This window comes from Heyndrickxia vini (assembly GCF_016772275.1).
GTDB lineage: Bacteria > Bacillota > Bacilli > Bacillales > Bacillaceae_C > Heyndrickxia > Heyndrickxia vini.
In genome coordinates this window covers 351,619-376,353 of the sequence record NZ_CP065425.1, presented here as the reverse complement: position 1 = coordinate 376,353, position 24,735 = coordinate 351,619, and the positions used below count along the sequence as shown (strand labels likewise).

At 35.6% G+C, this 24,735-nt stretch carries 23 protein-coding genes and 1 pseudogene; 6 read left to right on the top strand and 18 right to left on the bottom strand.

Annotated elements, in window-relative coordinates; genetic code table 11:
• Positions 1-12: 12 nt before the first annotated feature.
• Together I5776_RS02015 and murB are read left to right on the top strand one after the other, a co-directional pair.
• The gene (locus I5776_RS02015; protein WP_202778741.1) at positions 13-255 is read left to right on the top strand and encodes a hypothetical protein; all 243 of its coding nucleotides are present in this window, start codon (positions 13-15) and stop codon (positions 253-255) included.
• A 354-nt stretch (positions 256-609) separates the two neighbouring features.
• Positions 610-1,527: a UDP-N-acetylmuramate dehydrogenase gene (murB, locus tag I5776_RS02010; protein ID WP_202778740.1), complete on the top strand. Its 918-nt coding sequence runs from the start codon at positions 610-612 to the stop codon at positions 1,525-1,527.
• A 461-nt stretch (positions 1,528-1,988) separates the two neighbouring features.
• On the opposite strand, the pseudogene I5776_RS02005 reads toward murB, so the two are convergent.
• Positions 1,989-3,320: pseudogene (locus tag I5776_RS02005) on the bottom strand (IS3 family transposase).
• A 136-nt stretch (positions 3,321-3,456) separates the two neighbouring features.
• Positions 3,457-4,677 carry a C40 family peptidase gene (locus tag I5776_RS02000; protein WP_066232182.1) on the bottom strand — a complete coding sequence of 407 codons (1,221 nt, stop codon included), beginning with the start codon at positions 4,675-4,677 and terminating at the stop codon, positions 3,457-3,459.
• Between the two features lie 252 nt (positions 4,678-4,929).
• On the opposite strand from I5776_RS02000, the gene I5776_RS01995 reads away from it, so the two are divergent.
• The 3 genes from I5776_RS01995 (at position 4,930) to I5776_RS01985 (ending at position 7,062) form a co-directional block, all read left to right on the top strand.
• Complete coding sequence (locus I5776_RS01995; RefSeq protein WP_202778739.1) at positions 4,930-5,556, top strand: histidine phosphatase family protein; 627 nt, start codon at positions 4,930-4,932, stop codon at positions 5,554-5,556.
• Positions 5,557-5,717: 161 nt separating this feature from the next.
• Positions 5,718-6,521 (top strand): metallophosphoesterase, encoded by an 804-nt coding sequence (locus tag I5776_RS01990; protein ID WP_202780636.1) that lies wholly within the window; start codon positions 5,718-5,720, stop codon positions 6,519-6,521.
• Between the two features lie 100 nt (positions 6,522-6,621).
• Positions 6,622-7,062, top strand: coding sequence for a YrvL family regulatory protein (locus I5776_RS01985; RefSeq protein ID WP_066232188.1), 441 nt, complete (start codon positions 6,622-6,624; stop codon positions 7,060-7,062).
• A 135-nt stretch (positions 7,063-7,197) separates the two neighbouring features.
• On the opposite strand, the gene I5776_RS01980 is transcribed toward I5776_RS01985, so the two are convergent.
• The 10 genes from I5776_RS01980 to I5776_RS01935 all read right to left on the bottom strand — a co-directional run bounded on the left by I5776_RS01980 (position 7,198) and on the right by I5776_RS01935 (position 16,747).
• Positions 7,198-7,908 (bottom strand): exonuclease domain-containing protein, encoded by a 711-nt coding sequence (locus I5776_RS01980; RefSeq protein WP_246483880.1) that lies wholly within the window; start codon positions 7,906-7,908, stop codon positions 7,198-7,200.
• Between the two features lie 22 nt (positions 7,909-7,930).
• Entirely contained in the window at positions 7,931-8,983 is a 1,053-nt protein-coding gene (locus I5776_RS01975; protein WP_246483879.1) for a DUF294 nucleotidyltransferase-like domain-containing protein, read from the bottom strand.
• Positions 8,961-10,211 carry an ammonium transporter gene (locus I5776_RS01970; RefSeq protein ID WP_066232196.1) on the bottom strand — a complete coding sequence of 417 codons (1,251 nt, stop codon included), beginning with the start codon at positions 10,209-10,211 and terminating at the stop codon, positions 8,961-8,963. Before I5776_RS01970 ends, I5776_RS01975 begins: the two co-directional genes overlap by 23 nt.
• A 173-nt stretch (positions 10,212-10,384) precedes the next feature.
• Complete coding sequence (locus I5776_RS01965; protein ID WP_244913519.1) at positions 10,385-10,951, bottom strand: YkoP family protein; 567 nt, start codon at positions 10,949-10,951, stop codon at positions 10,385-10,387.
• Positions 10,952-11,122: 171 nt separating this feature from the next.
• A complete protein-coding gene (locus I5776_RS01960) occupies positions 11,123-12,004 on the bottom strand; it encodes a GNAT family N-acetyltransferase (protein ID WP_202778737.1) in 882 nt (293 codons plus the stop codon).
• Positions 11,994-12,344: an SCP2 sterol-binding domain-containing protein gene (locus I5776_RS01955; RefSeq protein WP_202778736.1), complete on the bottom strand. Its 351-nt coding sequence runs from the start codon at positions 12,342-12,344 to the stop codon at positions 11,994-11,996. Before I5776_RS01955 ends, I5776_RS01960 begins: the two co-directional genes overlap by 11 nt.
• Positions 12,345-12,427: 83 nt before the next feature.
• Positions 12,428-13,645 carry an MFS transporter gene (locus I5776_RS01950; protein WP_202778735.1) on the bottom strand — a complete coding sequence of 406 codons (1,218 nt, stop codon included), beginning with the start codon at positions 13,643-13,645 and terminating at the stop codon, positions 12,428-12,430.
• Between the two features lie 84 nt (positions 13,646-13,729).
• Entirely contained in the window at positions 13,730-14,305 is a 576-nt protein-coding gene (locus tag I5776_RS01945) for a DUF2087 domain-containing protein (protein ID WP_202778734.1), read from the bottom strand.
• 385 nt (positions 14,306-14,690) lie between these two features.
• On the bottom strand, positions 14,691-15,524 hold the full coding sequence (locus I5776_RS01940; protein WP_202778733.1) for a M15 family metallopeptidase: 834 nt from the start codon (positions 15,522-15,524) through the stop codon (positions 14,691-14,693).
• A gap of 125 nt (positions 15,525-15,649) precedes the next feature.
• Positions 15,650-16,747 carry a citrate synthase/methylcitrate synthase gene (locus tag I5776_RS01935; RefSeq protein WP_202778732.1) on the bottom strand — a complete coding sequence of 366 codons (1,098 nt, stop codon included), beginning with the start codon at positions 16,745-16,747 and terminating at the stop codon, positions 15,650-15,652.
• Between the two features lie 111 nt (positions 16,748-16,858).
• Here I5776_RS01935 and I5776_RS01930 point away from each other — a divergent pair, with 111 nt between their 5' ends.
• On the top strand, positions 16,859-17,737 hold the full coding sequence (locus I5776_RS01930) for a LysR family transcriptional regulator (RefSeq protein ID WP_202778731.1): 879 nt from the start codon (positions 16,859-16,861) through the stop codon (positions 17,735-17,737).
• 12 nt (positions 17,738-17,749) lie between these two features.
• On the opposite strand, the gene I5776_RS01925 is transcribed toward I5776_RS01930, so the two are convergent.
• The 6 genes from I5776_RS01925 to brnQ all read right to left on the bottom strand — a co-directional run bounded on the left by I5776_RS01925 (position 17,750) and on the right by brnQ (position 24,698).
• Positions 17,750-18,280 carry a GNAT family N-acetyltransferase gene (locus tag I5776_RS01925; protein WP_202778730.1) on the bottom strand — a complete coding sequence of 177 codons (531 nt, stop codon included), beginning with the start codon at positions 18,278-18,280 and terminating at the stop codon, positions 17,750-17,752.
• A 140-nt stretch (positions 18,281-18,420) separates the two neighbouring features.
• Entirely contained in the window at positions 18,421-19,488 is a 1,068-nt protein-coding gene (locus I5776_RS01920; protein ID WP_202778729.1) for a sensor histidine kinase, read from the bottom strand.
• A complete protein-coding gene (locus I5776_RS01915; RefSeq protein WP_108072904.1) occupies positions 19,485-20,159 on the bottom strand; it encodes a response regulator transcription factor in 675 nt (224 codons plus the stop codon). Before I5776_RS01915 ends, I5776_RS01920 begins: the two co-directional genes overlap by 4 nt.
• Positions 20,160-20,177: 18 nt before the next feature.
• Entirely contained in the window at positions 20,178-21,929 is a 1,752-nt protein-coding gene (locus tag I5776_RS01910) for an ABC transporter ATP-binding protein (protein ID WP_246483878.1), read from the bottom strand.
• A gap of 343 nt (positions 21,930-22,272) precedes the next feature.
• On the bottom strand, positions 22,273-23,250 hold the full coding sequence (locus I5776_RS01905) for an LCP family protein (protein WP_202778727.1): 978 nt from the start codon (positions 23,248-23,250) through the stop codon (positions 22,273-22,275).
• Between the two features lie 113 nt (positions 23,251-23,363).
• Complete coding sequence (gene brnQ / locus I5776_RS01900; RefSeq protein ID WP_202778726.1) at positions 23,364-24,698, bottom strand: branched-chain amino acid transport system II carrier protein; 1,335 nt, start codon at positions 24,696-24,698, stop codon at positions 23,364-23,366.
• Positions 24,699-24,735 lie beyond the last annotated feature (37 nt).

The window sequence follows — 24,735 nt, the reverse complement described above, 5'->3', positions numbered from 1 at the left end:
TGAGGTGCGTAAATGAAAGCAAAAAAGGGAATTTCATTTCTTCGAATCTTTTGGGTAACTTTTTTAATCCTTATTGCTCTTTTCCTTGTCTATCTTTATCAGTTATATACGGAAGGTTTATTAGCAAAGAAAATTCTCTTTACTGTAAATCAGCTTACTGAAATGACCAAGAAAAATCCTATTTTATGTGCGGGATTAGTAAGCTATATTATTATATTTTTCCTCGGCTATTCAATAGGAAAGAAACGAAGATGAAGAAAGTAAATCTCCTTTATTGCGACAATATTCGCCCCTTCATTTTTTTAATCAAACGTTTGATTAAAAATGCTTAACCTATTTATACATAAAGATTACAACGTTCTTCTATATGCGAAAACTGTCATTTAATCTCTATCAAGATATTCTTCAATTTACGAAAACAACAATACTATTACAATTATTTATAATTACATTTTTCAGTTGATTATTCCCCTTTTTATTACTATGATAAGGATATTGTCAAAAATTATTCTCATTGTATATAACTTTAAAACAAATATAGGCATATGCTAAAATGAAGGCCACTTTTTTTCATCAAAGATCATTATCTCTGCAAAAGGAATGATATACATGACTGATTACACTCAAATTTATAATAAATTATCTGCTATTATAGATAAAAATAATATTAAAACGAATGAATTATTAAAAAACCATACGTATACAAAACTTGGCGGCAAAGCAGATATCTTTCTTACTCCGACAACATATGAAGACGTTCAGGCAGTGGTTAAATTTGCGAAGCAGGAGAATGTCCCTTTCACCTTATTAGGAAATGGTTCCAACTTAATTGTTAAAGATGGTGGAATCCGCGGCATTGTTATTCTACTTGAAAATTTCAATCATATTTCTGTAGAGGAGAATTTCTTGACGGCACAAAGCGGAGCTGCCATCATCGATGCCTCACAATATGCTTTAAAAGAAAAGTTAACTGGTTTAGAATTTGCTTGTGGAATCCCTGGTACTGTAGGCGGGGCTTTATTTATGAATGCCGGCGCCTATGGCGGAGAAATTAAGGACGTATTGGCTCATGCAATTGTTATCGATTGTAATGGGGAAATCGTAAAACGAACGGCAGAAGATCTAGAACTTAGCTACCGTACAAGCAATATTCCAGAAAAAGGTGATATTGTTCTTGAAGCTATTTTCAAGCTAAGACCTGGAAAGTATGAAGAAATTAAAGCGGTTATGGATGATCTCACATTTAAACGGGAATCAAAACAACCACTTGAGTATCCTTCATGTGGCAGTGTCTTTAAAAGACCCCCGGGTTACTTTGCCGGTAAACTCATTCAAGATAGCGGTCTTCAAGGAAAACAAATTGGCGGTGCGCAAGTATCAACAAAACATGCCGGTTTTATTGTCAACAAAGACAATGCAACTGCAGAAGAATATATTTCATTAATCAAATATGTTCAAAAGACTGTGAAGGAAAAATTCAATGTAGAATTGGAACGAGAAGTTAAGATTATTGGTGAGGATTTATAATTGTTATTAACTGCAAAAAACACACGAGCAAATGTAAGCTCGTGTGTTTTTTGCAGTTAAATATTATCATATATCCGATGAGAGTATTAAGGTGGGCGAATAAAGTAGTTCTTCCATTTTTGAGTGATGGGTAAAAAGGTTATGTCATTGTCCTTTCGTACACTAATGCAATGAGTTCTTGACTTTTCCTTCTCGAATCTTGTAGGTTCGTGCACGTAAGCAATGTATTCCTAGTCTTTCCTTCTCGAATCTCGCGGATTCGTGCACGTAAGCAATGTATTCACGGCCTTTCCTTCTAGTATCTTGCGGATTCGTGCACGAAAGCGATGTATTCCTGGTCTTTCCTTCCCGAATCCGAGTTCTCCTACGATAATTTGATTCACTTAACACTACGTCAGTGTATAAAAAACCCCTAGCGAATACTAAAGTGTACCCTTTGTAAAGGACATTTTAAAAAAGACCTAGGCAGTTTTAAGAAGATGATCTCTGTATTGAACAGGGGTCATCTTTTTTAAATTCCATTGATATCTATAGTGATTGTAATAAATCATGTATTGTTTTATTTCTTTTCTTATTTCATCAAAAGTTGTACATGCTTTAATAGAGGCTTCATCTTTAAGATGGCCAAAGAAAGATTCTTGAGGAGCGTTGTCCCAACAGTTTCCTCTTCTTGACATAGATTGGCGTAGACCTAGTTTCTTTACTGCTTTTTGAAATACCGGATGAGTATAATGCACTCCTTGGTCTGAGTGAATTAGGGCATCTTTCGATTTCTTAAAGTTTCTGTTCTTCTCTAGCTTTTTAAGGGTGTCTGTGGCTAAATCAATAGTCATCCGTTCCGACATATGATGGGCTAATAATTCACCCGTTGATCCATCCTTTATGGTTGATAAATAAGCTCTTTTGCCATTACCGTAAAATAAATAAGTAATATCAGTTAGAAGAACTTTGCATGGGATACCTTGCTTAAATTCCCGGTTTAAAAGGTTTGGCACCACTCTATGTTCTTTGGTAGCCTTCATCATTCGTCTATACGGATTTGCCTTTCTGATGGGGCAAAGAATACCGTATTTCTTCATAATTCGTCTAATACGTTTCAAATTGTAGACAACATTAAATTGACCCGCCAAGGTCATTTTGATTTGACGTGCCCCTTTCTTACTACTTTTTAAAATTAAAGGCTTTTAAAATTATCTCCTTTACAACCTCATCCTTTTCATCTTTTTGTTTTCTTTGTTCTTGTGACCTTATCGAGAAGTAATTATAGTACCCACTTCTTGAAACTCCAGCGATTTCACATAGATATTTCACCATATGTTTTAAATGGTATTTTTCAATCACCGCATGAATGAGGACATACTTTTGGCTAGGGGGAAGCTCTATTTCCTCATCCCCCTTTCTGCAAATCGTATCTTTTTTAATAGTTCATTTTCCGCCTTCAGTAAGTTAATTTGTGCTTCTAAGCGAGCATTTTTCTCCTCTAGGGTAAGTTCACTTTTCAGTAACCGCCCTGAGTTTTCTGCCCTAGTGTCGCGCAAACCAATAATCCCATTCTCCTTGTAGGCTTTCTGCCATCTTTTACTCGCCGACTTAACTCTATTCGTCCCCAAAATTTCTACATCAAAACCGCATTGTTCAAATATTTCTCTAGCAAATTTTCCTTTCTCTTTTCCTTCAATAAAAATATGCTTAAATTCATCTGTATAAGTGATCCCCTTTGAACTTACAGATTTAACGTATTTATTGGTTTTTAGCTGCTTGATCTCTTTCTCCGTGAAAGTCTTTTTACTCATAATTTCCCCGTCTCCAAGTTAATTCTCTAGTTGTATTTATTAATTATACAAAAAAGCACCCTATAGGTAGACTTTTTTATGTGTCTACTCTATAGGGTACATTTTATACTGTATTCGCTAGGGGTTGCTTATTATTTTATTCAACTACGCGTCGTACAACACCTTTGAATGCTTTTTTCCAGTATGAGTTGCTCAATGAATCAATTGATACGCCGTGTGAACTGTTGTCATTTAAGAATTGACCATTTCCTAGATAAATTCCTACATGACCATTTGTTTTATACGTATCAAAGAAGATTAAGTCTCCTCTTTTCATTTCTGAAGAACTTACTGCCCTTCCTTGTCCAACTAGTGTATCCGTATTTGTTCCAGAAACTGGTCCTAGATTAACTCCACCTTCAGCATATGCCCAGCGAACGAATGAAGAGCAATCAAATGAACGTCTTGCTATATCGCTGCTGCTACGACCGCCGCCCCAATTGTAAGGAGAACGACCAACAATAGATGACCCTGCACTTATCGCAGCTTCAATGCCTCCGGAGCCTAATTTTACAGTTGATGATGGCGCCGTGTAAGTGGACGTATGATTAGTTGATGAACTGCTGCTTTTTGTTCCTGAAGTAGTTTCAGAAGTAGAAGCGGCTGCTGCTTTTTCCTGTGCCGCCTTTTCTGCTGCAGCCTTTTCAGCAGCTGCCTGGTCTTCAAGATTGCCTAATTCACTTGATGCATTTTTTTGTTCTTCTTTTATTTTTGCAAGAATACTATTTTTATCATCAATTTGATATTGTAATTCCTCTTTCAGATCTTTAAGATCATCTAAATCCTTCTGAACTTTCTCTAGCTTACTTGCAAGCTCTTTCTTGGACTGTTCAAGTGATTCTTTATCTTTTTTCTGTTCATCTAAAATCTTCTGATCAGCATTTACGATGGTAGAAACCGCCATAGCGCGGTCAACGAAATCACCGAAACTTTCGGATTCTAGTAAAACATCTAAATAACTTACGACACTCCCGCTCTCTTGAATCGCACGGGCACGTTTTTGTAATAATTTATTACGTTCATCAATTCTTTTCTTTGTATCTGCAATTTTTACTTTTAATTGTTCAGATTCTTTTTTTGTATCTGCTACTTCTGCCTTTGTCTTGTTCATTTCCGCATTAGTCTGTGCAACTTTTGCATCGATTTGTTTCATATCCGCAAGCATATTGATTTCATTTTGTTTTAAATCGGAAATTTCTTGCTTTTTCGCACGAATTTGTTGATTTACATTTTCGGATGCAAAAACGTTTTGGGTAGAGAATAATGCGCTCGTCCCAATTACAGACGCTAAACCAAGTGTAAGTAATCTCTTTCTCATTTTCTTTTCCCCCGTGATCTTTATAAATATACGAACATAATCTATTAAAATTTAAATTTATTCTATTAATTATGTATAAATAGAAAAATACGTGTCTATTGTCACAGGTGCTATTATAACATCATTATTCGACAAAAGGAGCCACAATCATATTACATTTATATTTCAATTGCGTTACTCTTTGTTAAGTTATTGAAAAAGATTCCGATTTGTTATACTTAAATAACTATATTATTAAAAAGAGGTGGTCTAATGACTATCATATATTTCGTACGTCATGGAGAATCAGAATGGAATGCTAGTGGAAATCGTTATTGCGGACGAACTGACATTAAGCTTTCAAATATTGGAAAACAACAAGTTCAAATGGCAGCTACATTATTGCAAGATGTACAATTTACAGATGCTTACTCCTCGCCATTATGCAGGGCACGTGAAACGGGAGAATACATTTTATTAAACCACGAGGAATTCGTTCCTATACAAAATGATGAAAGACTCATTGAAGCAAATTTTGGTGAATGGGAAGGCAAAAGGCTAGAAGAATTTATCGCTGAAGATCCAAAGTATTGGGATCAATGGCTAAAGGATCCCGGTTCTACCAAAGCAGGGAAAACAGGTGAAAATGCTTTCGAAATTTTTCAGAGGGTGAATGAATTTGTAAACGATGTTGTTAATCAGCATCCTGAAGGAACGATTCTAGTGACAGCCCACAGCTGGGTCATTAGATTTTTTGTTGCGGGCACACTTGAGATCCCTTTCCGAAATTATCGAATGATTGCTCAGGACAACGTTGGAGTAACGATTTTTAAACGAACAAAAGATGATGAAGGCCGCTTTTTAGCGATTAATTTGAATACACATATAAAGAAGTCCTGACTTTAGAATCAGGACTTTTTTTTTTCTTATGCAAAACAAGTTAGAAATCGTTTTCCCATTAATTACAGCTAACAATCTTGCTTTTAAGCAATTATAATCAAAGGTGAGGAGGGGATAGTTTGTACATTTGGATAATCGCAATAATTGCCATTACTTTTCTAATGATTATTTTTAATAAAGGAAATAAAAACACGCAAAATGTCGTGATAAATCATATAGCGGTCAATCACCCTACGATAGATGGGCAAACGATTAAAGTACTTCAAATCTCTGATCTACATTTAGAAAATCTCTCCATTTCGCCAGAAAAGCTTTATGCAAGTTTAAATGATCAATCATTTGATTTAATTGCTTTAACTGGTGATTTTTTAGATAGAAAGCGCAGTATTCCAAAACTGATTCCTTATTTAAACGTGTTCAACCAACTTAATCCTAAATACGGAACATATGCCGTATTTGGAAATCATGATTATGTATTGCGGGATTCAAATTTTCTTACATTAAAAAAAGTGCTTGAAGATCATGGGTGTAAAACGATGCAAAATGAGAATGACGTTCTAACGATAAACGGGAATCGTTTAAACATTATCGGGATTGACGATTTTAGTACTAAGCGGAGTAAAATTGATAAATCCTATCATGGACTCATGCACGGATATAATCTTGTTTTAACACATGATCCAAATATTGTGCTTAAAATGAAGAATTTTCACTTTGATTATTTATTATCTGGCCATTTTCATGGAGGACAAATATATTGGCCAAAGCCATACCATCTTCTGAAAATGGGAAAACTCGTACGAATGAATATGATTAAAGGCTTGCAAACCCACGATGGAAAGCCATTTTATATTAGCGAAGGATTAGGACAAACAGGTCTTAATATTCGTATTGGAAGCCGTCCTGAAATCACAATCCATCATTTAACGCTTCCAATTATCGAGAAGGCTGCCAGTGCCATGTAGCTTCCACTATCTTAAGAACACCTAATCATTTAGGTGTTTTTTGCATTTTATTGTAAAAATTCTGATATTATTGATATAAGAATAATGTTCGGAGGAACTCATGAAGAATAATGACGAAAAATTTTCAGATTTAAATTTCCCCTCAAAACTGGTTACTATACTATCTATCGGATTTTTAATTATTTTTGCATTAGTAGTTGTCATAGCTCTTTACTTTTTTGGGATAATAGGATTTTTCCGCTTACTTAATGTCCAATATGATTCAAATCAAGCACTTATTTCCTTTATTTTAAAATTCTTTTTCATTTGCCTAATAGCAGAGGTTTTTGCAAAGTTAATTATTCGTTTTATTATCAGTTATGTAAACAGTAATATAGTAAATTTCATTGTTTTAATGTTTTTCGATATATTAATTAGTTGGATTGTCCTCCATTATGTTGATGAATCGATGAGTAGTATTACTATTCCTACCTGGGTCGAGCTTATACTAGCTTTGTTTCTTGCTTGTGCTGAGTATAACTTTGACAAGAAAAAGGAATAAGATTTTTTCAACAATAAATCTTATTCCTCACCAATATCCAACACTTATCTTTTTAATCAAACGTTTGATTAAAAATCTTTAAACCATTGACATATAAGTATTTCATTCGTTTTTTCTATGCGAAATTTGCCAGATTCATTTTTTTCTTTTCGCAACTTCTTCATATAGATCCATTAATGATATAACTCCTAGTTTTTGAACCTTTTCAATGTATTTACACCATAATTGAGCAGTAAGTATTGCATCCCCTAATGCATGATGACGGTTTTCCACCGGAATTCCTGCATAGTTGCACCACTCTTCCAATTTCACAATACGAATTGTCGGCTCAGCTATCTGAAGCAGAAAAGACGTATCAATCAATCTATGATTAAACGACGAACGATAAAGCTTCCAATTCACATGCTGGAGAAAGTTTTTCTCATGATATGAATGATGAGCAATGAGAGGATCATCTTTTACAAATTGATAAAACTGATAGATCACCTCCGATAAGGAAGGTGCAGTGGTCAAATCACTTTTCCTAATACCTGTTAATTGTTCGATTTCAGGAGGGATATCTTGATTCGTATAAATCAATGAGTAAAACTGCGTATTCTCAACGATTTTTCCTTCTCTCACTTTGAGTGCGCCTAATGAAATTATTTGATCCCCTTGCTCTGGATAAAAACCAGTAGTCTCTAAATCAAAAACAGTAAATTGTAATTGTTGTAACGGTAGAAACAACTTTTCGTCATTATTTATTTCCCTTTGGAGCTGGCGAACATATGCTAACTGCTGAGCATTTTGTCTGCCCTGCATCACTTCAATGATATTTAACCCCTTTTCCTTTATATAACGAATCATTGAATCAAAACCCATAATTCACCTATAGGCCTTTCGCTATCGTTTCAATGAACCGATGCAGTCTTTTACCGTGATGAAGAATTTCTTTTATCTCTTTTCTTTTCTCACGCTCGATATTTTTTACATTTATATAATTCATACTTTGACAAGAAGTTCGTTCATTAATAAGTGATAATCGATAAGCTAATAATTTTTTAAAATAGCGTTGGTAAATAGGGATATCCTTCTCATATCTCGTCATTTTAGACAAAGCATTCATTCGTAATATGGTAGATGTTTCATACACCCCTTCTTTTATCGCTAAATAGCGAATGGCATTCACATAAGGAAGGTATGCCATAGATTTTAAATCGATTTCTCCTTGATGGATCCCTTTTGTTTCAACAAAAATTTGTCCAAATAGACCTACCGAATTTCTTACATGTCGTATATTTTCAAAAAAGCGTTCTAAAACTTTTGGATTGCTAACTATTTTGTTAAGAAATTGCCTCTTTAAATCTTCAATAAATTCATCATTCCCCACAAGATTCCTTGAATCAAAGAATATCGTAGCATTTCGAATCGATTCCCAACTTCCCTGCTCTATCCATCCGTTGATTTGCTCTTCCCACTCCTTATATGACCTACACCAAAGAATATTTGAGCTCATCACTTTTCCCTCACAATAAGAATAGCCTAATCGATATAATTCATCTGTCAGCTCCTTCCCTAGGTGACGAAAATAAAGCATATTTTTCTCACCATTATCCTCGAAAACGAGCCCATGGTCTTGATCACTAAAGATTCCCTGTTCTGACCTTCCGGAACTCCCCATGACAAACCAAGAAAACGAGCATGGAGGAGGACCTATTTGATTAATAGATAGTTGAAATGCTTTTTTCATCACTTGATCATGGAACAGATTTAGGGATCTATTATCAGAAAAATACTTGAATAAATAATTATTTTTCCAGCTTACTAATGATTGATGCTCATTCATGAGGAATTTCAATACCCTCCCTCCAACGGTACAACGACTATTTTTTGATTCATTCAAACCTTCCCCATTTGCTTCAACTAATTTTTTCTTTTGCAATTAGCTCCGGATACCCATAAGTACCATGTTCACTTAAATCAAGACCGATAATTTCTTCCTCTTCTGTTACTCGAAGGCCGTTCATGAGCTTCTTCATCACATATAAAATAACAAAGGACACAATAAACGCATACAAACCTGATACCACTACTCCCGTCAACTGTACTCCAAGTTGGTGAAAGCCACCTCCATAAAACAGACCTGGTGAGCCTACCGTTGCAAGTTCTTTTGTTGCAAAAAATCCCGTTGATAACGTGCCCCAAACACCTGCTGTTCCATGTACAGATAAAGCATAAATCGGATCATCGATTTTCCTATTGTCAAAAAACCTCATGCTATAGAAAACCAAAATCCCAGCGATAAAACCAATGATTACCGCAGCCCAAGCAGATACAAATGCACACGATGCGGTAATTGCAACAAGTCCTGCTAAAGCTCCATTTAAAATCATTCCTATATCTGATTTACCTAGTACTAACCATGAGATTAGAAGAGCAGCAAACGCACCTGCGCCTGCAGCAAGATTCGTATTAAGGGCAACAAAACCGAAGAATCCATCAGCAACTGACAATGTACTACCGGCATTAAAGCCAAACCAACCTACCCATAAAATGAGGACTCCTAATGCTGTAAAGACTTGATTATGTCCATATATTGCGTTCACTGAACCATCTTTATTGTATTTACCTATTCGAGGCTTTAATAATATAGTTGCTGCTAACGCCGCCATCGCACCCGTCAAATGAACAACAGTTGAACCCGCGAAATCTTGTTTGCCGTGTTCGGCTAACCAACCGCCTCCCCAAATCCAATGTGCAACGACAGGATACACAATAACCGAAAATAATATTGAAAAAATAACATATGTGGAAAATTTAGCACGTTCAGCAAACCCGCCAAAAGCGATCGTTAAAGCGATTGTTGCAAATGCTAATTGAAAGAGAAAGAAGACCGATGAAGATAAATCTGTACCATCAATTTGGTAGCCAGAGTAGAAGAAATGAGAAAGTCCAACAAAGAAGTTTGCATGTTCGCCAAATATAAATGCATAACCTACAGCCCAAAACACAAGGGATCCAATCCCAAATGTTACGATTGTTTTTCCAGCAATATGTCCTGCATTTTTCATCCGTGTAGATCCACTTTCCAATAAAATAAATCCACCTTGCATAAGAATAACCAAAATCGCTCCCAGCATAACCCAAACAGTATTCATTACCATTTCCATACTTTCCCCTCCTATAATTGTCATATATAAATACATTTCATGTTATAAAATGTTACACAATATGTATTTGTTAATTATTTTAGAGGAAATTTCATCAAAGTCAAGATTATTTTTTGACTTTTTCAAATTTAATGTCAGAAAATATGACATTATTTAAACATAAAAAAAAGGGCCTAAGCCCCTAAATATTTTTCAAATAGTTTTTCCTTCGACATAACTAAGTAAGTTGGTCTTTGATTTTTGATTTTCTTCATCGATAATGTGGAATGGGAGATCAAAAAAATTGGTGTTTGCGTGAGTCGTTTAAAATGTATATAATATCTGTTTTCCGGATACATAAGCTCAAATCCCAGCTTCTTCACACCCTTGTTTAACATCGTTATTCCGATAATCCCCTTAATCTCCTCTTTCCTTTGATGGGATTCAATAAATTTTGCTAATAAAGGCATGGATTGTTCGACCATTTTATAAATCATTCTAGTACGCTGGACGGGATGGCTAATCGACATCACTTCTTTTAACACACGGACATTGTGTAAATGAATTTTCAACAAACAGTCATTTTTTTTAATTTCTGTTCCATCCGCTAATAAAAATGTTTTTCCTTTATATTTTGTTAGCTTTACCCGAAAAATTGCCTTTTTGTTTTGAATAAATCCAATATATTTTAACCTTCTAATCAAATGATAAAAGGGATCAATAAACATCCATAACGAAATAATCGAGAATCTTATAAACAAAACAATCTTATCCCCTTTCAGGTTTTCTCCCTTTCACTTTTAGGATAAACACTTTATTCAATTTTAACTCCATTTTTCACTATGGAAAATAACAGTATGAATATAATAAATGCGCCAAGACAATAATGTAAAAAAATGACCCCACTATACTTAAAGTAAGTGAGGATCTTTTTATTCATTGCTACGATAAGAAATAAGTTTATATTTTTCAACAAATCCAGCACTTGTATAAAGATTTATAGCTCTTGAATTTTTTTCACTTACACATAATTGTATTTCACTTATGCGAAATTTAGTAAATAATTGATATAATGCCGCCTTTATTAGTGTTCTTCCAATTCCTTTTTTCCTATGATTAGGTGAGACTCCGATAAATTCTATGCACCCTTCACCGAAAATAGGGTTTGCCTCAAAATACACATAACCTTGAATCAATCCTTTTTCTACAGCTACAATAACTTTTCTTACATTATTTAACCTTTTTACAATCCCTTTTCCATCATAATAAGAATGAGGAAATAATTCGTCATGTAATGTAATAAATTGGTTGTATTCCTCAGGAGGTAGGTCTAGCAGATGAATATCATTTATCGGTTTTTCCTGAGACTGATTGGCACTCAACAATAAATGAATGTTTCCTTTGACAAAATTGTGCTGTTGCATAAAAGTTCCGGCGTGATGGTTCTCGGTATTGTAAAAGCCATTAAAGCGATTGATTTGGATTGGCAATTCCTCCATTAGGTGCATCCATAACTCATTTGCTATCGAATTCCAATCGTTCCCCTTTATAAATGGACCCCAAATTTCGGCTTCCATGAACTCTTTATCAATATCTAAACCTAACAAACCTACTAATTCTTTATTATCATATGCAGCAATCAATGATTGCCGTATAGGCAAATCAGAAAAATGGTGTTGCAGTGTATATAAAATTTCTTCTGGATTGCTTCCACAATAACCAACATGTTGACATGGATCACCGTTACAATCTGCTATAAAAGACGCGGCTTCTGGCAAATCAACAATCGATTGAATCGTAATATTAGAATTCATATTGTCCTAGCAGTCCTTCTAATTTCAATGCAAGCCCGACACTTCCTTGAACCTTAATTTTCCCCATCATAAAGGCGGCAGTACTGTTCATTTTTCCTTGCAAAAATTTCTTAAAATCCGATACTTTCATTTGTAATGTACACGAAGGCTCTTCAAAATCTTCCCTTAATACGCGTACTGTTTCGTTAGAGAAAACTAACTGAAATACACCGCCATCTTCCCCAGATAAATCAAATTGGTATACCACATTTAGATCCTTATAAGGTTGCGGATTATCCTTCATTAATTTCTCAATATCCATCCATATTTCTTCAACAGTCATATTCATTAAGTCCGTCATGATTCGTTCCCCCTATGATTTCGTGTATAATTTTCTTTTATTGTCTATGAGATGTAATGCCGTATCATTATCTTGTTCGCTATTCACTTTGATTTTTCCTCCAAACTGGTTGATATGGACTTTTTTATCGTTAACACACACGTAAGAAGGATCGCTATAATAATAAAAGAAAGACCACCAATAAGTCCTAAAGTACGTGGATAAATAAATTCTAATGCCACTCCCGCCAAAAACATTGAAATACCTAACAATGTATTAGAAATCGTTGCAATGATTCCAAATATCGTTCCTTGAAGTTTATCTGGGACTTCTCGCATAAGGACTGTATCAAAGCATGTATTTCCAATTCCCGACATAAAGGCAGTGCAACAAAAGAACAACAAAGCAAGCATGAAATAACTGGATTGACTTAACATGGCAAGTGATACCCCTTCTAACATTAAGCAAAGAAATCCAATTAACAGTAATTTGCTTTTTAATCGATTGGCGATCACAAAACTGAATACTAAACCTATCCCTAGCGCTCCATAAAATAAGCCAACCCCCATATCGCCAAGCTTAAAGATATTCACTGCATAAACGCTTATTAAAACATTATCAATCCCATTAATTAATGGGATTAAGCATTCCCCTAGCAAAATAATTTGAAGTGGAACGGATGCCAAAAGTACTTTTTTAAGCATGGATAAGTTTGTTGATTCTCCTTGAGACCTTTTTCCTCCCAATGCCTCAGGAAAAACTATTGACGAAATTAACCATGCCGCAATTAAAAAAGATGCCCCATTAAACATGAAACTTATATTCGGGCCAAATAAATAAGAAACCACCCCGCCCGAAAATGCACCACCGATTAATACGATACCAATCATTACCTGTTCCAACCCATTTACTTTAACAAGATGTTCTTTTTTAATAAGCCGTGGAATCGTCGCCTTACGAGTCGGAGCATAAATGGCCTCCCCTGCTGATAATACAAATGAACCGATGTAAATAATCCAAATATCGTCCTTACTATTTACGAGCAGGAAGGATAAGGCAAAAATAACCCTAACAAGATCGGTGATAATTAATATTCTTTTTCTTGAAAATCGATCAGCAAGCCTTCCCCCTAACGGACCGAACGCTAAAAATGGCAGTAATCTTAGTGCCATCGTCACTCCTACTGCAAAACCAGATCCTGTTAATTGAAGGAGCATTGTAAGCATTGCCACTTGACTAAATCGGTCACCAACCCCATTTACAATCCCAGCAACAAACAACTTTCGATACTGAGGTTCTGCTTTAAAAAGTGAAAAATTCATTCCATTCACCTACTTTATAATCTATCTAATTAAATATATATCTAATTAGTTTTGCAAAAAAATATGGAACTACCTCCATATTTTTTATCTCAGCCACCATAAATCTGTTGGGTTCATTTCATATTGATTGTTCTCACGATACATGAACTGACACATAATTAATTCTCTTCTTAATGTGGCATAGTCTTCGTGGTATTTTTTTAGAAACTCATTTATCTCTTTTTCAGGATATATTTTTCCAAACTCTAACTCTTTTACGATATGCGCAAGAATGACAAGCTTTTTCTTACGTTGTGCCGGGATGTTCTTTAGTTTCCCATCTTTTGTGAAGAAATTATTGATGATACTTGCTCTTTCTTCTTCTGTTACGGACATTTCCATGTTTGCTCCCCCTTTACCTACTGATAAAATCGCCATTGCACTTCCTTGTAGTATTTTTTCATTCAGTGAAAAGTAGATCGTATTTTTATCTCTTCTCTCTCTTATGAGTCCTACTTCCCGGAGCTTTGCCATATGGTGTGTAATTGTAGGCGGCTTCAGCCCTAACTTACCAGCGATTGCTTGACCGTGTAGTGGACCTTGCTGTAACAAGGCGATAATTCTCACTCGTGTTAAGTCTCCCAACGCTTTATGGAATTCAACAATTTTATTCATTTGCATAAGAATCAACCTCAATTCGATGTATATCTAATTAGATATTAATTGAATTGTCCTTAAATTGCAATATTTTTTTACTAGCTGTTTTCATAAAGTATGTTGTTCGTGGGGATAAATACTGACCGTTCCTTTCCGCTGCAGGAGCTTGCTTTCCGCGGGGAGGAAGTCAAGCCTCCTCGGCGCTCCTGCGCCTGTGGGGTCTCGACTTTTCCTCTATGTCCCGCAGGAGTCAAGCTCCTTCTGCTCCAATCCACTCTGTTTTAAAATATTATTTAGTGTTCAAAGTAAAACAACTCTCTTTCAGAAAAAAGAAAAATCCGCACTACCTTATTAGGCAATACGGATTTTTTATTTATATTAAATGCGGGGGGCGCATTGAATATCGGGATTAAATTCCTTGTTTTCCATCAAAGTATTCTTCTAATGTGATGCCTTTTTTGTAAATCTCAGTTGCTATTTCTTTTCCAACATAGCGAAAGTGCCATGGTTCAAATTGATATTTGGTGATATCCTCTTTCCCTTTCGGATAACGAAGAATAAAACCAAATTCATGTGCATGTTCAGCTAACCATTTTCCTTCATTTTTGGACTCAAAGTTTTGTGTCAATGTATAGTTGACACTTGGTGCTGAAATATCCATCGTTAATCCTGTTTGATGTTCGCTCGTACCTGGCTTTGCAACGGCGAGCTCGGCTTTTTCGCGACCGACGTTTTTAATTTCCTGTTTAAACAAATAATCCTGTGTTTCATAAGAACGAAAACCAGAAGCAGCATATAACTGAATTCCTTGTGAAGATGCTTGATTAAACATTTTTTCAAGTGAAGCTGCAGCTTCTGCACGCATCAATGCCTTATCTAATTTCTGATCGCCAAAGACAAACTTCACCTTTGGTCGCACTAAATCGTTTGGACGATAACCGTCTGGCAATGCATTTGATTTGTTTACCATAACCGCTATCGCTGTAGGGTTAGCTACTACAGGAACACCTTCACTATTTTTTGTTTGATTATCTGTTTTGTCGTTTTTCTTTGCTGTATCGTTATTATTCAATTGATTATTTTTATCTTGTTCACCTTGTTCAGACCGATCATCAACTAAAGTGTTTTTATTTTTGGAAACTTCGTCATCCCTTTTCTTTATATTATCTGGAGACTTTCCCATCTCGCTACATCCAGCTAAGAGCAAAGTTACAATCAATGATGTAAGAGCCACTTTTTTCATTTTAGTACTCCTTTGATTTACTACTATTATTGACGATTGCAGTCCCTAAAGGTTTCAAGTTTTCTCTCGCTTTTTTAATTTTTTTATTTAAAATGAGTTAAGCATATTTTCTGCATGATCCCTACTCAATTCATTAAAAAAGGCAATGAACCAATATATTGAGATTCCGGTCTAAAAATCACATTTCTTTCCGCTTGTTCTAACACATGCGCACTCCAACCAACCACTCTGCTTGCAGTGAAAGTTGGTGTAAATAAATCATCTTCCATATTAATCGCCCTCATAACCGCAGCGGCAAAGAACTCTACATTTGTATATAGTTTTCGGCCGGGTTTATATTCTTCAAGAAGTTGAATTGCGGTTTCTTCTACATGCAACGCTAAGGCTAACCATGGATCATCTTGACCAATTTCTAACGCTTTTTCCTTTAAAGCAAGTGCGCGGGGATCCTTTGTTTTATATACTCTATGACCAAACCCCATTAGTCTTTCGCCATTTTCTAGTTTGGCTCGTAACCAAGATTCCGCATTTTCTTTCGTTCCAATTTCGTTCAACATTATCGTCACATCTGAAGGTGCGCCGCCGTGCAGTGGACCTTTCATTGTTCCGATCGCAGAGGTGATTGCGGAAATCATATCCGATTCGGTTGAAACTGTTACCCTCGCAGAAAAGGTCGATGCGTTCATCCCATGCTCCATTGTTAAGATCATATATGTTTCGAGTGTTTTCACATGTACATCCAACGGTTTTTTTCCGGTTAACATATATAAATAGTTCTCCACATGTCCATAGTCCTCGTTAGGAGTAACTGGCTGTAATCCAGATATTTTCCTTTTCCAATAAGCGATAATTGTTGGGATGATTGCTGTTAAACGGATCGCTTCATCAATTGTCGGTTTCCATTTATATTGTGAATTTCCTAAACTTGATACAACCGTTCTGATCACGCTCATTAATTCCATATCATTTGGCAATAGCTGCATGATCTTTTCGATATTTTGAGGAAGAGTTCGATTATTTTTCAGCTTTTGGTTAAGAGAAGCTAGTTCTTCTTTTGTTGGGAAGGTCCCGTGCCACAAGAAATAAGCAGCTTCTTCAAATGAATAATTTAAAGCGATTTCCTTCGCTTCTTTTCCCCTATAAACTAAATAGCCTTTATTTCCATCAATAAAGCTAATTGCCGTTTCTGCTGCAATAACTCCTTTTAATCCGTGTTGAATCATATCGAACCATCCTCTCGTATTTGATACTTTAAGTATAGTTGCTTTCATTGATTAATAAAATTAAACAATTATAATTAAATTAATTAAATTTTATAATCAGGGGATAAAAAAATGGATTTTAAATGGCTACATACCTTTACAACTGCGGCAAAACATGAAAATTTCCGAAAAGCAGCAGAGGAGCTTTATATCTCGCAGCCAACGGTAACGGTTCAAATTAAACTACTTGAAGAAGAGATTGGGAGTCCTTTGTTTGAAAGGGATGGCAGGAAGGTGATCTTAACCGAGGCAGGAAAAAGATTTTTACCCATTGCCAAGAATATGCTTGAAGTGTACGAAAATGGAATGGCCGACTTAGATCGCTTTCGTCAAGGATATTCACAAAAGCTTACATTAGCCATGTCACCATTAATAGCAGAATCTATCATGCCGTATGTATTAAAACAATTTATGCTCATTCATCCAGAAATTGAGATTTCCGTCCAAGTTCTCGATTCCATGAATATATCTGAAGCCGTTCTGACGGGGGAAGTGGATTTAGGACTTTCACGCTTACATTTCAATAATTCCGATCTCATATGCCGACCACTTTACGAAGATCCAGTCATTCTTGTAGTTCCACATGACGGAAGGGATAGCGAAACTGCTCCACCGCTTGATGCAGAGGAGCTTCTAAGGAATCATCATTTAATCACTCATAATCATCCGGAATACTGGGATGGTCTGCTACAATCGTTGCGTCCACAATTTCCGATGCTAAAAACAATGGCCGTCTCCCAGGTTCATGTTACGAGGCGATTCATTATTGAGGGACTCGGTATATCGTTTCTTCCGTCCTCTACTGTTAGACGCGAATTATTAGAAGGCAGATTACTAGAAGCACCTTGTCATTTTTTGAAGCTGCCAATTGCGAAAACATATGCGATATTAAAATATGAGCATCCAAAGGAAAAGCAATTTTTAGACTTTTTATCAAAATTTCGATTTTAGAAGCGGGAAAAATTATTTTCCTGCCTCATTATGATATATGCGGTTAAATTTCTCTTTTGTCATCGCAACGAGAAAGTCATCTTTAGTCGTATATACCTTATCGAACCCGAAACGCAGCACCGTGTTTTGTCCTTCTATATTATCAATGGCAAGAGAATCTCTCATTATTTCCCCATTCCATTTATTAAAATAGTAATTTAAAAGTAGTTTAGCTGCTTCGGACCCATAGCCTTTTCCTCGTTCAGCATAAGCAATTTTGATATTAAATTCGGCTGCTTTTGTTATTTTATCGTATTGATGGAAGCTAACCTCACCTACTGGCTTGTTCAATTCATTATATACAAGGCAGTATAGATGCTTTCCATTACTCGGATTTACCATAATTTCATACCAACGCTTTTTTTCTTCTTCCGAAAAAGTGATTGGCCCCCCGCTTGATTTCATCGTTTCCTCATCCGACCATAACCACTGAACAAACGCTAATTCTTCAAAACTCGGTTTTTTTAATTCTACAGTTTTTCCTTTTAAGGTGAATTGGCTCATAAATGATCCCCCACAATGATAAAAAGATTTCGTATCTATTATTTTATTATACAAGATTTTCTGAATAATTACTCTAATTTTGTTATCGCTTACATCCTTGATTTTAATTGATAAAAAAATTGACTAACTCTCCAAAACCATTATACGGTTTTTTGAGTTAGCCTTATTGGAATAAAAATTGTAAATACTGTTCCCTTTCCTTCTTCACTTTCTACAAAAATTGTCCCTTCATGCATGTCAATAATCTTTTTAACGATGGATAACCCTAACCCGCTGCCACCTTTTGAACGCTCTCTCGCTTTATCCGCTTTATAAAACCGTTCAAACACATGGATTTGGTCTTCTTTTGAAATCCCGATTCCATTATCAATTATTTTTACGACAGCTTTATCATCTACTTGTCTTAGTTGAACTCGGATCTTCCCTCGATTCGGTGTGAATTTAATACTGTTATGAATCAAATTCGTCCAGACCTGACTCATTAAGTCTTCATCACCGACAATGCTTATCTTATCAAGAGATACGTCCATGTCCAATTCTTTTTCCATCCATTGCACTTCACAAGCTAGAATAATATTTCTTATTTGTGTATCCAGATAATAGCTTTTTCGCTCAAACGGATGGTTCGTTGACTCAAGAGAAGTTAGTTTTAATAAATTATCACTTAATTTTGATAATCGAATGCTTTCCGTTTCAATAATATTTAAATAATGGGAACGTTCCTCCTGACTTAACTGGTCATGCTGCAATGCTCGCGCAAAGCCACTGATAGATGTAAGTGGCGATTGAATTTCATGCGATACATTTGAAATAAATTCCTGACGCATATCCTCCATTTGCTTTAACTGTTTTGCCATATGATTAATGTGATCAACCACCTGTCCAAATGGATGTTCCTTATCTATTTTTAAATTTAAATGTACTGTGAAATCACCTTTAGAAATTTTTCTTAAAGCATCGATTACTTCTTGAATATAATTTCTTCGATGTTTTGATTGTGCCAACAACGAAAAAAGATAACCCACTCCACCCATAATTAAGAAACCGAAAGCTAATGCAATCAAATGGCGAAGGTAATCGGATAGATGAAAATCGAACGTTTTATATACAGACCGTTCAACGAAGTAACCTGCTGAAAAGCTAGCGGATAAAAGAATTAAAAAAAAGAGAACTCCTAACATGTGTCGAAAAAACTTTTTTATCTTCATGTTCTAACCTCGAGTCGATATCCCAATCCTCTAATCGTTTTAATGCAAAATGGAAACTCAATTTCAGAAAACCGTTCTCTTAGCCTCTTAATATGAACATCAACTGTTCTCTCGTCCCCTTCATAATCATATCCCCATATGTCCTCAATTAGCTGCTCTCTGGAAAAGGTTTTCCCCGGATAGCTGGCCAATTTAAATAAAAGCTCAAATTCCTTTAACGGGATTGTAAACTCATTTTCCTTAAAAGATATTTCATGTGTCTTTCGATTTAGCTTAAATTCACCCATTTCTACCGTTTGAGAAACGGTAATATTGTACCTTTTTAGTAATGCTTTCACTCTTGCCGCGAGTTCAATCGGTTCAAATGGTTTCACAAGGTAATCATCCGCTCCAAGTTCAAATCCTTTTACCTTTTGTGCTGTCTCTCCCTTAGCTGTTAACATGAGAATCGGCAGGTCACTGGATTCTCTTATCTCTTGACATAATTGCCATCCATCCATATTCGGCATCATAATATCAATAATAGCAAGATCAATTTTCACTTTTTCCATTACGTCCAAAGCCTTTATCCCATCCGATGCTTCGTACAGCTCAAAACCCTCCTTTTTTAAAAAAAGGAGGACGAGTTCACGAATATGGGAGTCATCATCAACAATTAATACCTTCGTCATACATCCTCATTCCTTTCTCTATCCAACTGTTTCTGTCATTCTTAATTGTTGCTCTGCAAATTCACGATATAGTGAGTGAGATTGTATAAGTTCCGCATGTGTCCCACTTCCGGTGATTTTACCTTTTTCGAAAAAGAGAATGTGATCGGCATCAATAACCGTTGATAAACGATGAGCAATCACTAGGGTTGTTCTCCCTTTCATAAGGTTTTGTAATGCTTGTTGGACCACCAGTTCTGATTTACTATCAAGGCTTGACGTTGCTTCATCTAGCATTAATATTTTTGGATCTCTTAAAAAGGCACGTGCAATAGCAATCCTTTGACGTTGTCCACCCGAGAGCTTTACACCTCTTTCACCAACTTCAGTATCGAATCCTTGCGGCAAATCTTGTATAAATTGATCCGCATACGCCATTTTAGCTACACGAATAAATTCTTCTTCTGTTACCTCTTTTTCTAAACCGTAGCGGATATTATCACGTATCGATCCGGCAATGATTGGACTTTCCTGAGATACATAGCCAATTTGACTTCGCCAAGATTGAAGAGAAAAGTGATCAATTGGTACACCGCCCAGGCTAACAGATCCCAGTTGCGGTTGATAAAATTGTTCCAATAATGAGAACAATGTAGTTTTCCCACTGCCACTCGGACCGACAATTGCGGTAACTTTTCCTGACTCAACTGAAAAACTAATATCTTGAAGAACCGATTCCCCTTCCTTATAGGCAAAAGTTAAATGATCCACAATAATTTGTTGGTTCATATTTGGAACGTCTTCCTTCATTTCATTACTTTCTTCATCAGAATCTAAAATCGTTATAATTCGTTCCGTGGCACCCGTTGCTTTTTGAAATTGGGTAAAAAATGCTGTTAATTGTCCCATTGGCATAACGATTTGAAATAAGTACATAATAAATGCCACTAAATCGCCTGCAGTTAAGGCACCTGATGAAACTCGCATCCCACCGTAACCTAAAATAACGACAAGCAGCAACATAATAACTAAACCGATAAGTGGTCCAATTAATGCCTGGATCTTAGCTTCTTTTAACCCATATTGAAATAATTGGTTAATTCCTTTCTTTCCATTGTTATATTCTATTTTTTCCGCATTGGATGCTTTGACTAATCGTATCTCCGATAGCACTTGTTGAATCACGGACGTAAAGCTGGCGGTTTCATCCTGCATACCTTTAGAAACGATATGCATTTTTTTCCCTAATGGAAAAAGGATAACAAATGCTAAGGGAATGGCAATAAACATAACTAATGTCATTCGCCAATCCAAAAGGAGCAAAACGATAACCGACCCAACTATTGAAATGATTCCTGTTAGAAAATTAGCTAGATGGTCTGTAATTAGCCCTTTCACAACAGCGGTATCATTCGTCATTCTACTTACCGTTTCACCTGTTTGATGATCATCATAATAAGAAATAGGTAATACAAGTAGCTTCTTCCATAATCGATCTCTTATCCCCGCTACGACCGATTGACCAATATGATTGAGCATATAGATTGAAAGACCGCTTGCCAAAGCTTGCACGATCATAGCTGATGCAAGTAGCATGATTTTCCCCGTGCTCAATGAACTAAGTGAAAAGTCATTAATTAAGTTTTTTGTAAATAACGGGACAAGTAAACCAACTAAAGTTGTACTGATACTTAAAAATAAAGCAATACTAAGAAGCAGTTTCGAAGGCTTTGTTCCCCGCACCAATTGGACAAACTGACGCCATCCTTTATGTTTGGTAGTTCCCTCCATATATGTTTTACATCCTTTCATGTTTATGATTCTATTATTACTATACAACGGGTTTATGAACTGAATATGAATTTGAATTATTTTCACATTGTTTGCGGACATGGAGTCCGCTATTTTTCAAAAATGACCTAAATTTAAGAGCTAGTCGGACACCAGGTCCGCTATTTACGAAAAATAACGGGAATTTCCGACCTTTTTATAAAATAACGGACTCTATGTCCGCAAACAGAAGGAAATCCCCCATTTTTTCACAGATAACGGAACGAGTGTCCACCTCCAAGCCAAGCCCAGTCCACAATATAACAAAAGACCAAATCACATACTGATTTGGTCTCATTCAAAATTACGGATTAGATTGTTGATCCGTTGTATTGGTTTCTTCTTTCGACGTACCATTTAAAAAGTTATCAATGGCTTGTCTGTTTTTTTCAAGATCGACTTCTAATACTGCACCAGCGTAGTCTGAATAGCCATTTGTATAAGAATTCTTGACTGGAACAGTTAACGTATTAATCTTATCCGGTTTATTTAATAATACTTTCGTAACTAGAGCAATACTATCCTTAGTCCCCATATTCGTTTGAATATATGGCTGTACTGTTCCAAAAAGCTTAGGAGCTTTTGTAATACCATTCACACTAAGTACTTCATTTTTTAACGCATTAATCACTTTTTGTTGTCGAGCTACACGCCCGAAGTCACCTTCTGCATCATGTCTAAATCGTGCATAGCCAAGCAATTCTTTCCCGTTTAACTTTTGCACCCCAGGTTCTAATGTCACACCGATATTTTTGGACATTCTTTTCTCCACATCGATTTCGATTCCGTTTGGAGCAAGAGTATCAACCACTTTTTCAAAACCTTTGAAATCTACCATGACATAATATTGGACATCAAGGCCGAAATTCTGCTGAATCGTTTTTCGAAGTAGTTCAGGACCATCCAAGAAAAACGCTGTATTGATTTTCCACTTTTTATAACCGGGAACATCTACAAACATATCACGCATTAATGAAATGATTTTAATATCATCATTTTTAGGGTCATACTGTGCGACCATAATCGTATCTGTATGTGACTTTGTTTCGTTTTTCCGCTTATCAATTCCTAATAAAAGGAAGTTGACTCTTCCGTTTTTATCCTTTTTTCCATTAAACTCAATATTTTCTTGTTTATCTATTCCTTTACCAGCTTGATTCACACCTGCTTTGTATTGCGAATAAGCAAAGCCTGCTATACCGATAATTAATAAGACAATGATGAAAAGGGCGATTCTTCCTTTACGTACTTTTCTTTTTTTCTTATTTAATCTTGAGCTCATATAATCCCTCAATTTTCTTTAATTTAAAGTGTGGTTTACCCAACTTTTATATTATCTTCGAAAAACGAAAATTTGTCATCTATAAAATTGGATGAGAAGGTCAAAAAATGATTTCAATTGTTACACTTATGTTTCTTTCTTTTTAGCATGCTAATTATATATCCAATTATTCCTCCAATTATAGCAGGAAGCAGCCACCCCATACCAACAGTATATAAAGGGATAATTCTAGATAACAGCTGATCAATTGAATGAATTTGAATGCCTGTTGCTTTCAACCCGTCAAAAACACTAATGATAAATGTAAATAATAAACTACATATATATACTTCCGATTTCCCTTTGAAAAGTGAATGAAAGAATGTTAAGAAAATTAAACAGATAGCTAATGGGTAAATCGCAACGAGAATTGGTTCTGAAATGCTAATTAATTTCATTAATCCAACATTAGCAAATATTGTACTAACTATAGACAAGATGATAGTGAATAGTTTATAGGACACCATTGGAAACATCTTATGAAAATAGATAGCACTAGAAGATATTAAGCCGATACTCGTTGTTAAACATGCAGCAACTACAATAAATCCTAGTAATATCCGTCCATATTGGCCAAAATAATGATGAGATACACCAGCCAAGATTGTTGCACCATTATCTAATATGCCCAGTTCTTCAACACTTGACGCACCAATAAAGGATAGAGTGGTGTAAATGATTGCTAGGAGACCCGCCGCAATTAATCCCGCCTTCAAACAGGTCATCATAATTTTTCCTTTACCTGATATCCCTTTATCTTTAATGGCTTGAATGACAATAATTCCAAAAACAAAAGCAGCTAATGTATCCATTGTTAAATAGCCTTCTTGGAAGCCTTTAAAAAAAGAATGATTCATATAATACTCCGTGGGCATACTTAATTTCCCCATCGGATGAATGACTGCCGTTACAATCAATATTCCAATAAAAATTAATAACAAAGGAGTTAATATTCTACCTACTATGTCCACAATTTTCGATGTATTTAAAGCAAAATAGCACGTTATTCCGAAAAAAAGTACAGTAAATAGTAATAATGGTATAAAGCTTACATGAGCAGGCAGAAAAGGCTTAACACCAATTTCAAATGAAACGCTCCCGGTCCTTGGTATAGCAAATAGCGGACCAATCGCTAAATAAAGAATAGTTGTAAAAATCAATCCAAAAATTGGATGCGCTCGACTCGCAAGCGATCTTAAATCGCTTTTACCAGAGAATCCTAACGCAAGTACTCCTAGTAGAGGTAAACCAACACCAGTTATCACAAACCCTGCATTTGCCGACCAAATCGCTGTACCTGCTGATTGACCGAGCATAACTGGAAAAATTAAATTTCCCGCTCCAAAAAATAAAGCGAATAGCATAAAGCCAATCGCTATTATAAATGTAAATGATTCTTTCTTCGTCATTACTTACCTCCGAGAAAACGAAATGTACCATAATAGT

Coding starts and splice junctions, on each gene's coding strand:
- I5776_RS02015 (WP_202778741.1), top strand. CDS start 13: ATGAAAGCAAAAAAGGGAATTTCATTTCTTCGAATCTTTTGGGTAACT.
- murB (WP_202778740.1), top strand. CDS start 610: ATGACTGATTACACTCAAATTTATAATAAATTATCTGCTATTATAGAT.
- I5776_RS02000 (WP_066232182.1), bottom strand. CDS start 4,677: ATGAGAAAGAGATTACTTACACTTGGTTTAGCGTCTGTAATTGGGACG.
- I5776_RS01995 (WP_202778739.1), top strand. CDS start 4,930: ATGACTATCATATATTTCGTACGTCATGGAGAATCAGAATGGAATGCT.
- I5776_RS01990 (WP_202780636.1), top strand. CDS start 5,718: ATGATTATTTTTAATAAAGGAAATAAAAACACGCAAAATGTCGTGATA.
- I5776_RS01985 (WP_066232188.1), top strand. CDS start 6,622: ATGAAGAATAATGACGAAAAATTTTCAGATTTAAATTTCCCCTCAAAA.
- I5776_RS01980 (WP_246483880.1), bottom strand. CDS start 7,908: ATGATTCGTTATATAAAGGAAAAGGGGTTAAATATCATTGAAGTGATG.
- I5776_RS01970 (WP_066232196.1), bottom strand. CDS start 10,211: ATGGAAATGGTAATGAATACTGTTTGGGTTATGCTGGGAGCGATTTTG.
- I5776_RS01960 (WP_202778737.1), bottom strand. CDS start 12,004: ATGAATTCTAATATTACGATTCAATCGATTGTTGATTTGCCAGAAGCC.
- I5776_RS01955 (WP_202778736.1), bottom strand. CDS start 12,344: ATGACGGACTTAATGAATATGACTGTTGAAGAAATATGGATGGATATT.
- I5776_RS01950 (WP_202778735.1), bottom strand. CDS start 13,645: ATGAATTTTTCACTTTTTAAAGCAGAACCTCAGTATCGAAAGTTGTTT.
- I5776_RS01945 (WP_202778734.1), bottom strand. CDS start 14,305: ATGCAAATGAATAAAATTGTTGAATTCCATAAAGCGTTGGGAGACTTA.
- I5776_RS01940 (WP_202778733.1), bottom strand. CDS start 15,524: ATGAAAAAAGTGGCTCTTACATCATTGATTGTAACTTTGCTCTTAGCT.
- I5776_RS01935 (WP_202778732.1), bottom strand. CDS start 16,747: ATGATTCAACACGGATTAAAAGGAGTTATTGCAGCAGAAACGGCAATT.
- I5776_RS01930 (WP_202778731.1), top strand. CDS start 16,859: ATGGATTTTAAATGGCTACATACCTTTACAACTGCGGCAAAACATGAA.
- I5776_RS01925 (WP_202778730.1), bottom strand. CDS start 18,280: ATGAGCCAATTCACCTTAAAAGGAAAAACTGTAGAATTAAAAAAACCG.
- I5776_RS01920 (WP_202778729.1), bottom strand. CDS start 19,488: ATGAAGATAAAAAAGTTTTTTCGACACATGTTAGGAGTTCTCTTTTTT.
- I5776_RS01915 (WP_108072904.1), bottom strand. CDS start 20,159: ATGACGAAGGTATTAATTGTTGATGATGACTCCCATATTCGTGAACTC.
- I5776_RS01910 (WP_246483878.1), bottom strand. CDS start 21,929: ATGGAGGGAACTACCAAACATAAAGGATGGCGTCAGTTTGTCCAATTG.
- I5776_RS01905 (WP_202778727.1), bottom strand. CDS start 23,250: ATGAGCTCAAGATTAAATAAGAAAAAAAGAAAAGTACGTAAAGGAAGA.
- brnQ (WP_202778726.1), bottom strand. CDS start 24,698: ATGACGAAGAAAGAATCATTTACATTTATAATAGCGATTGGCTTTATG.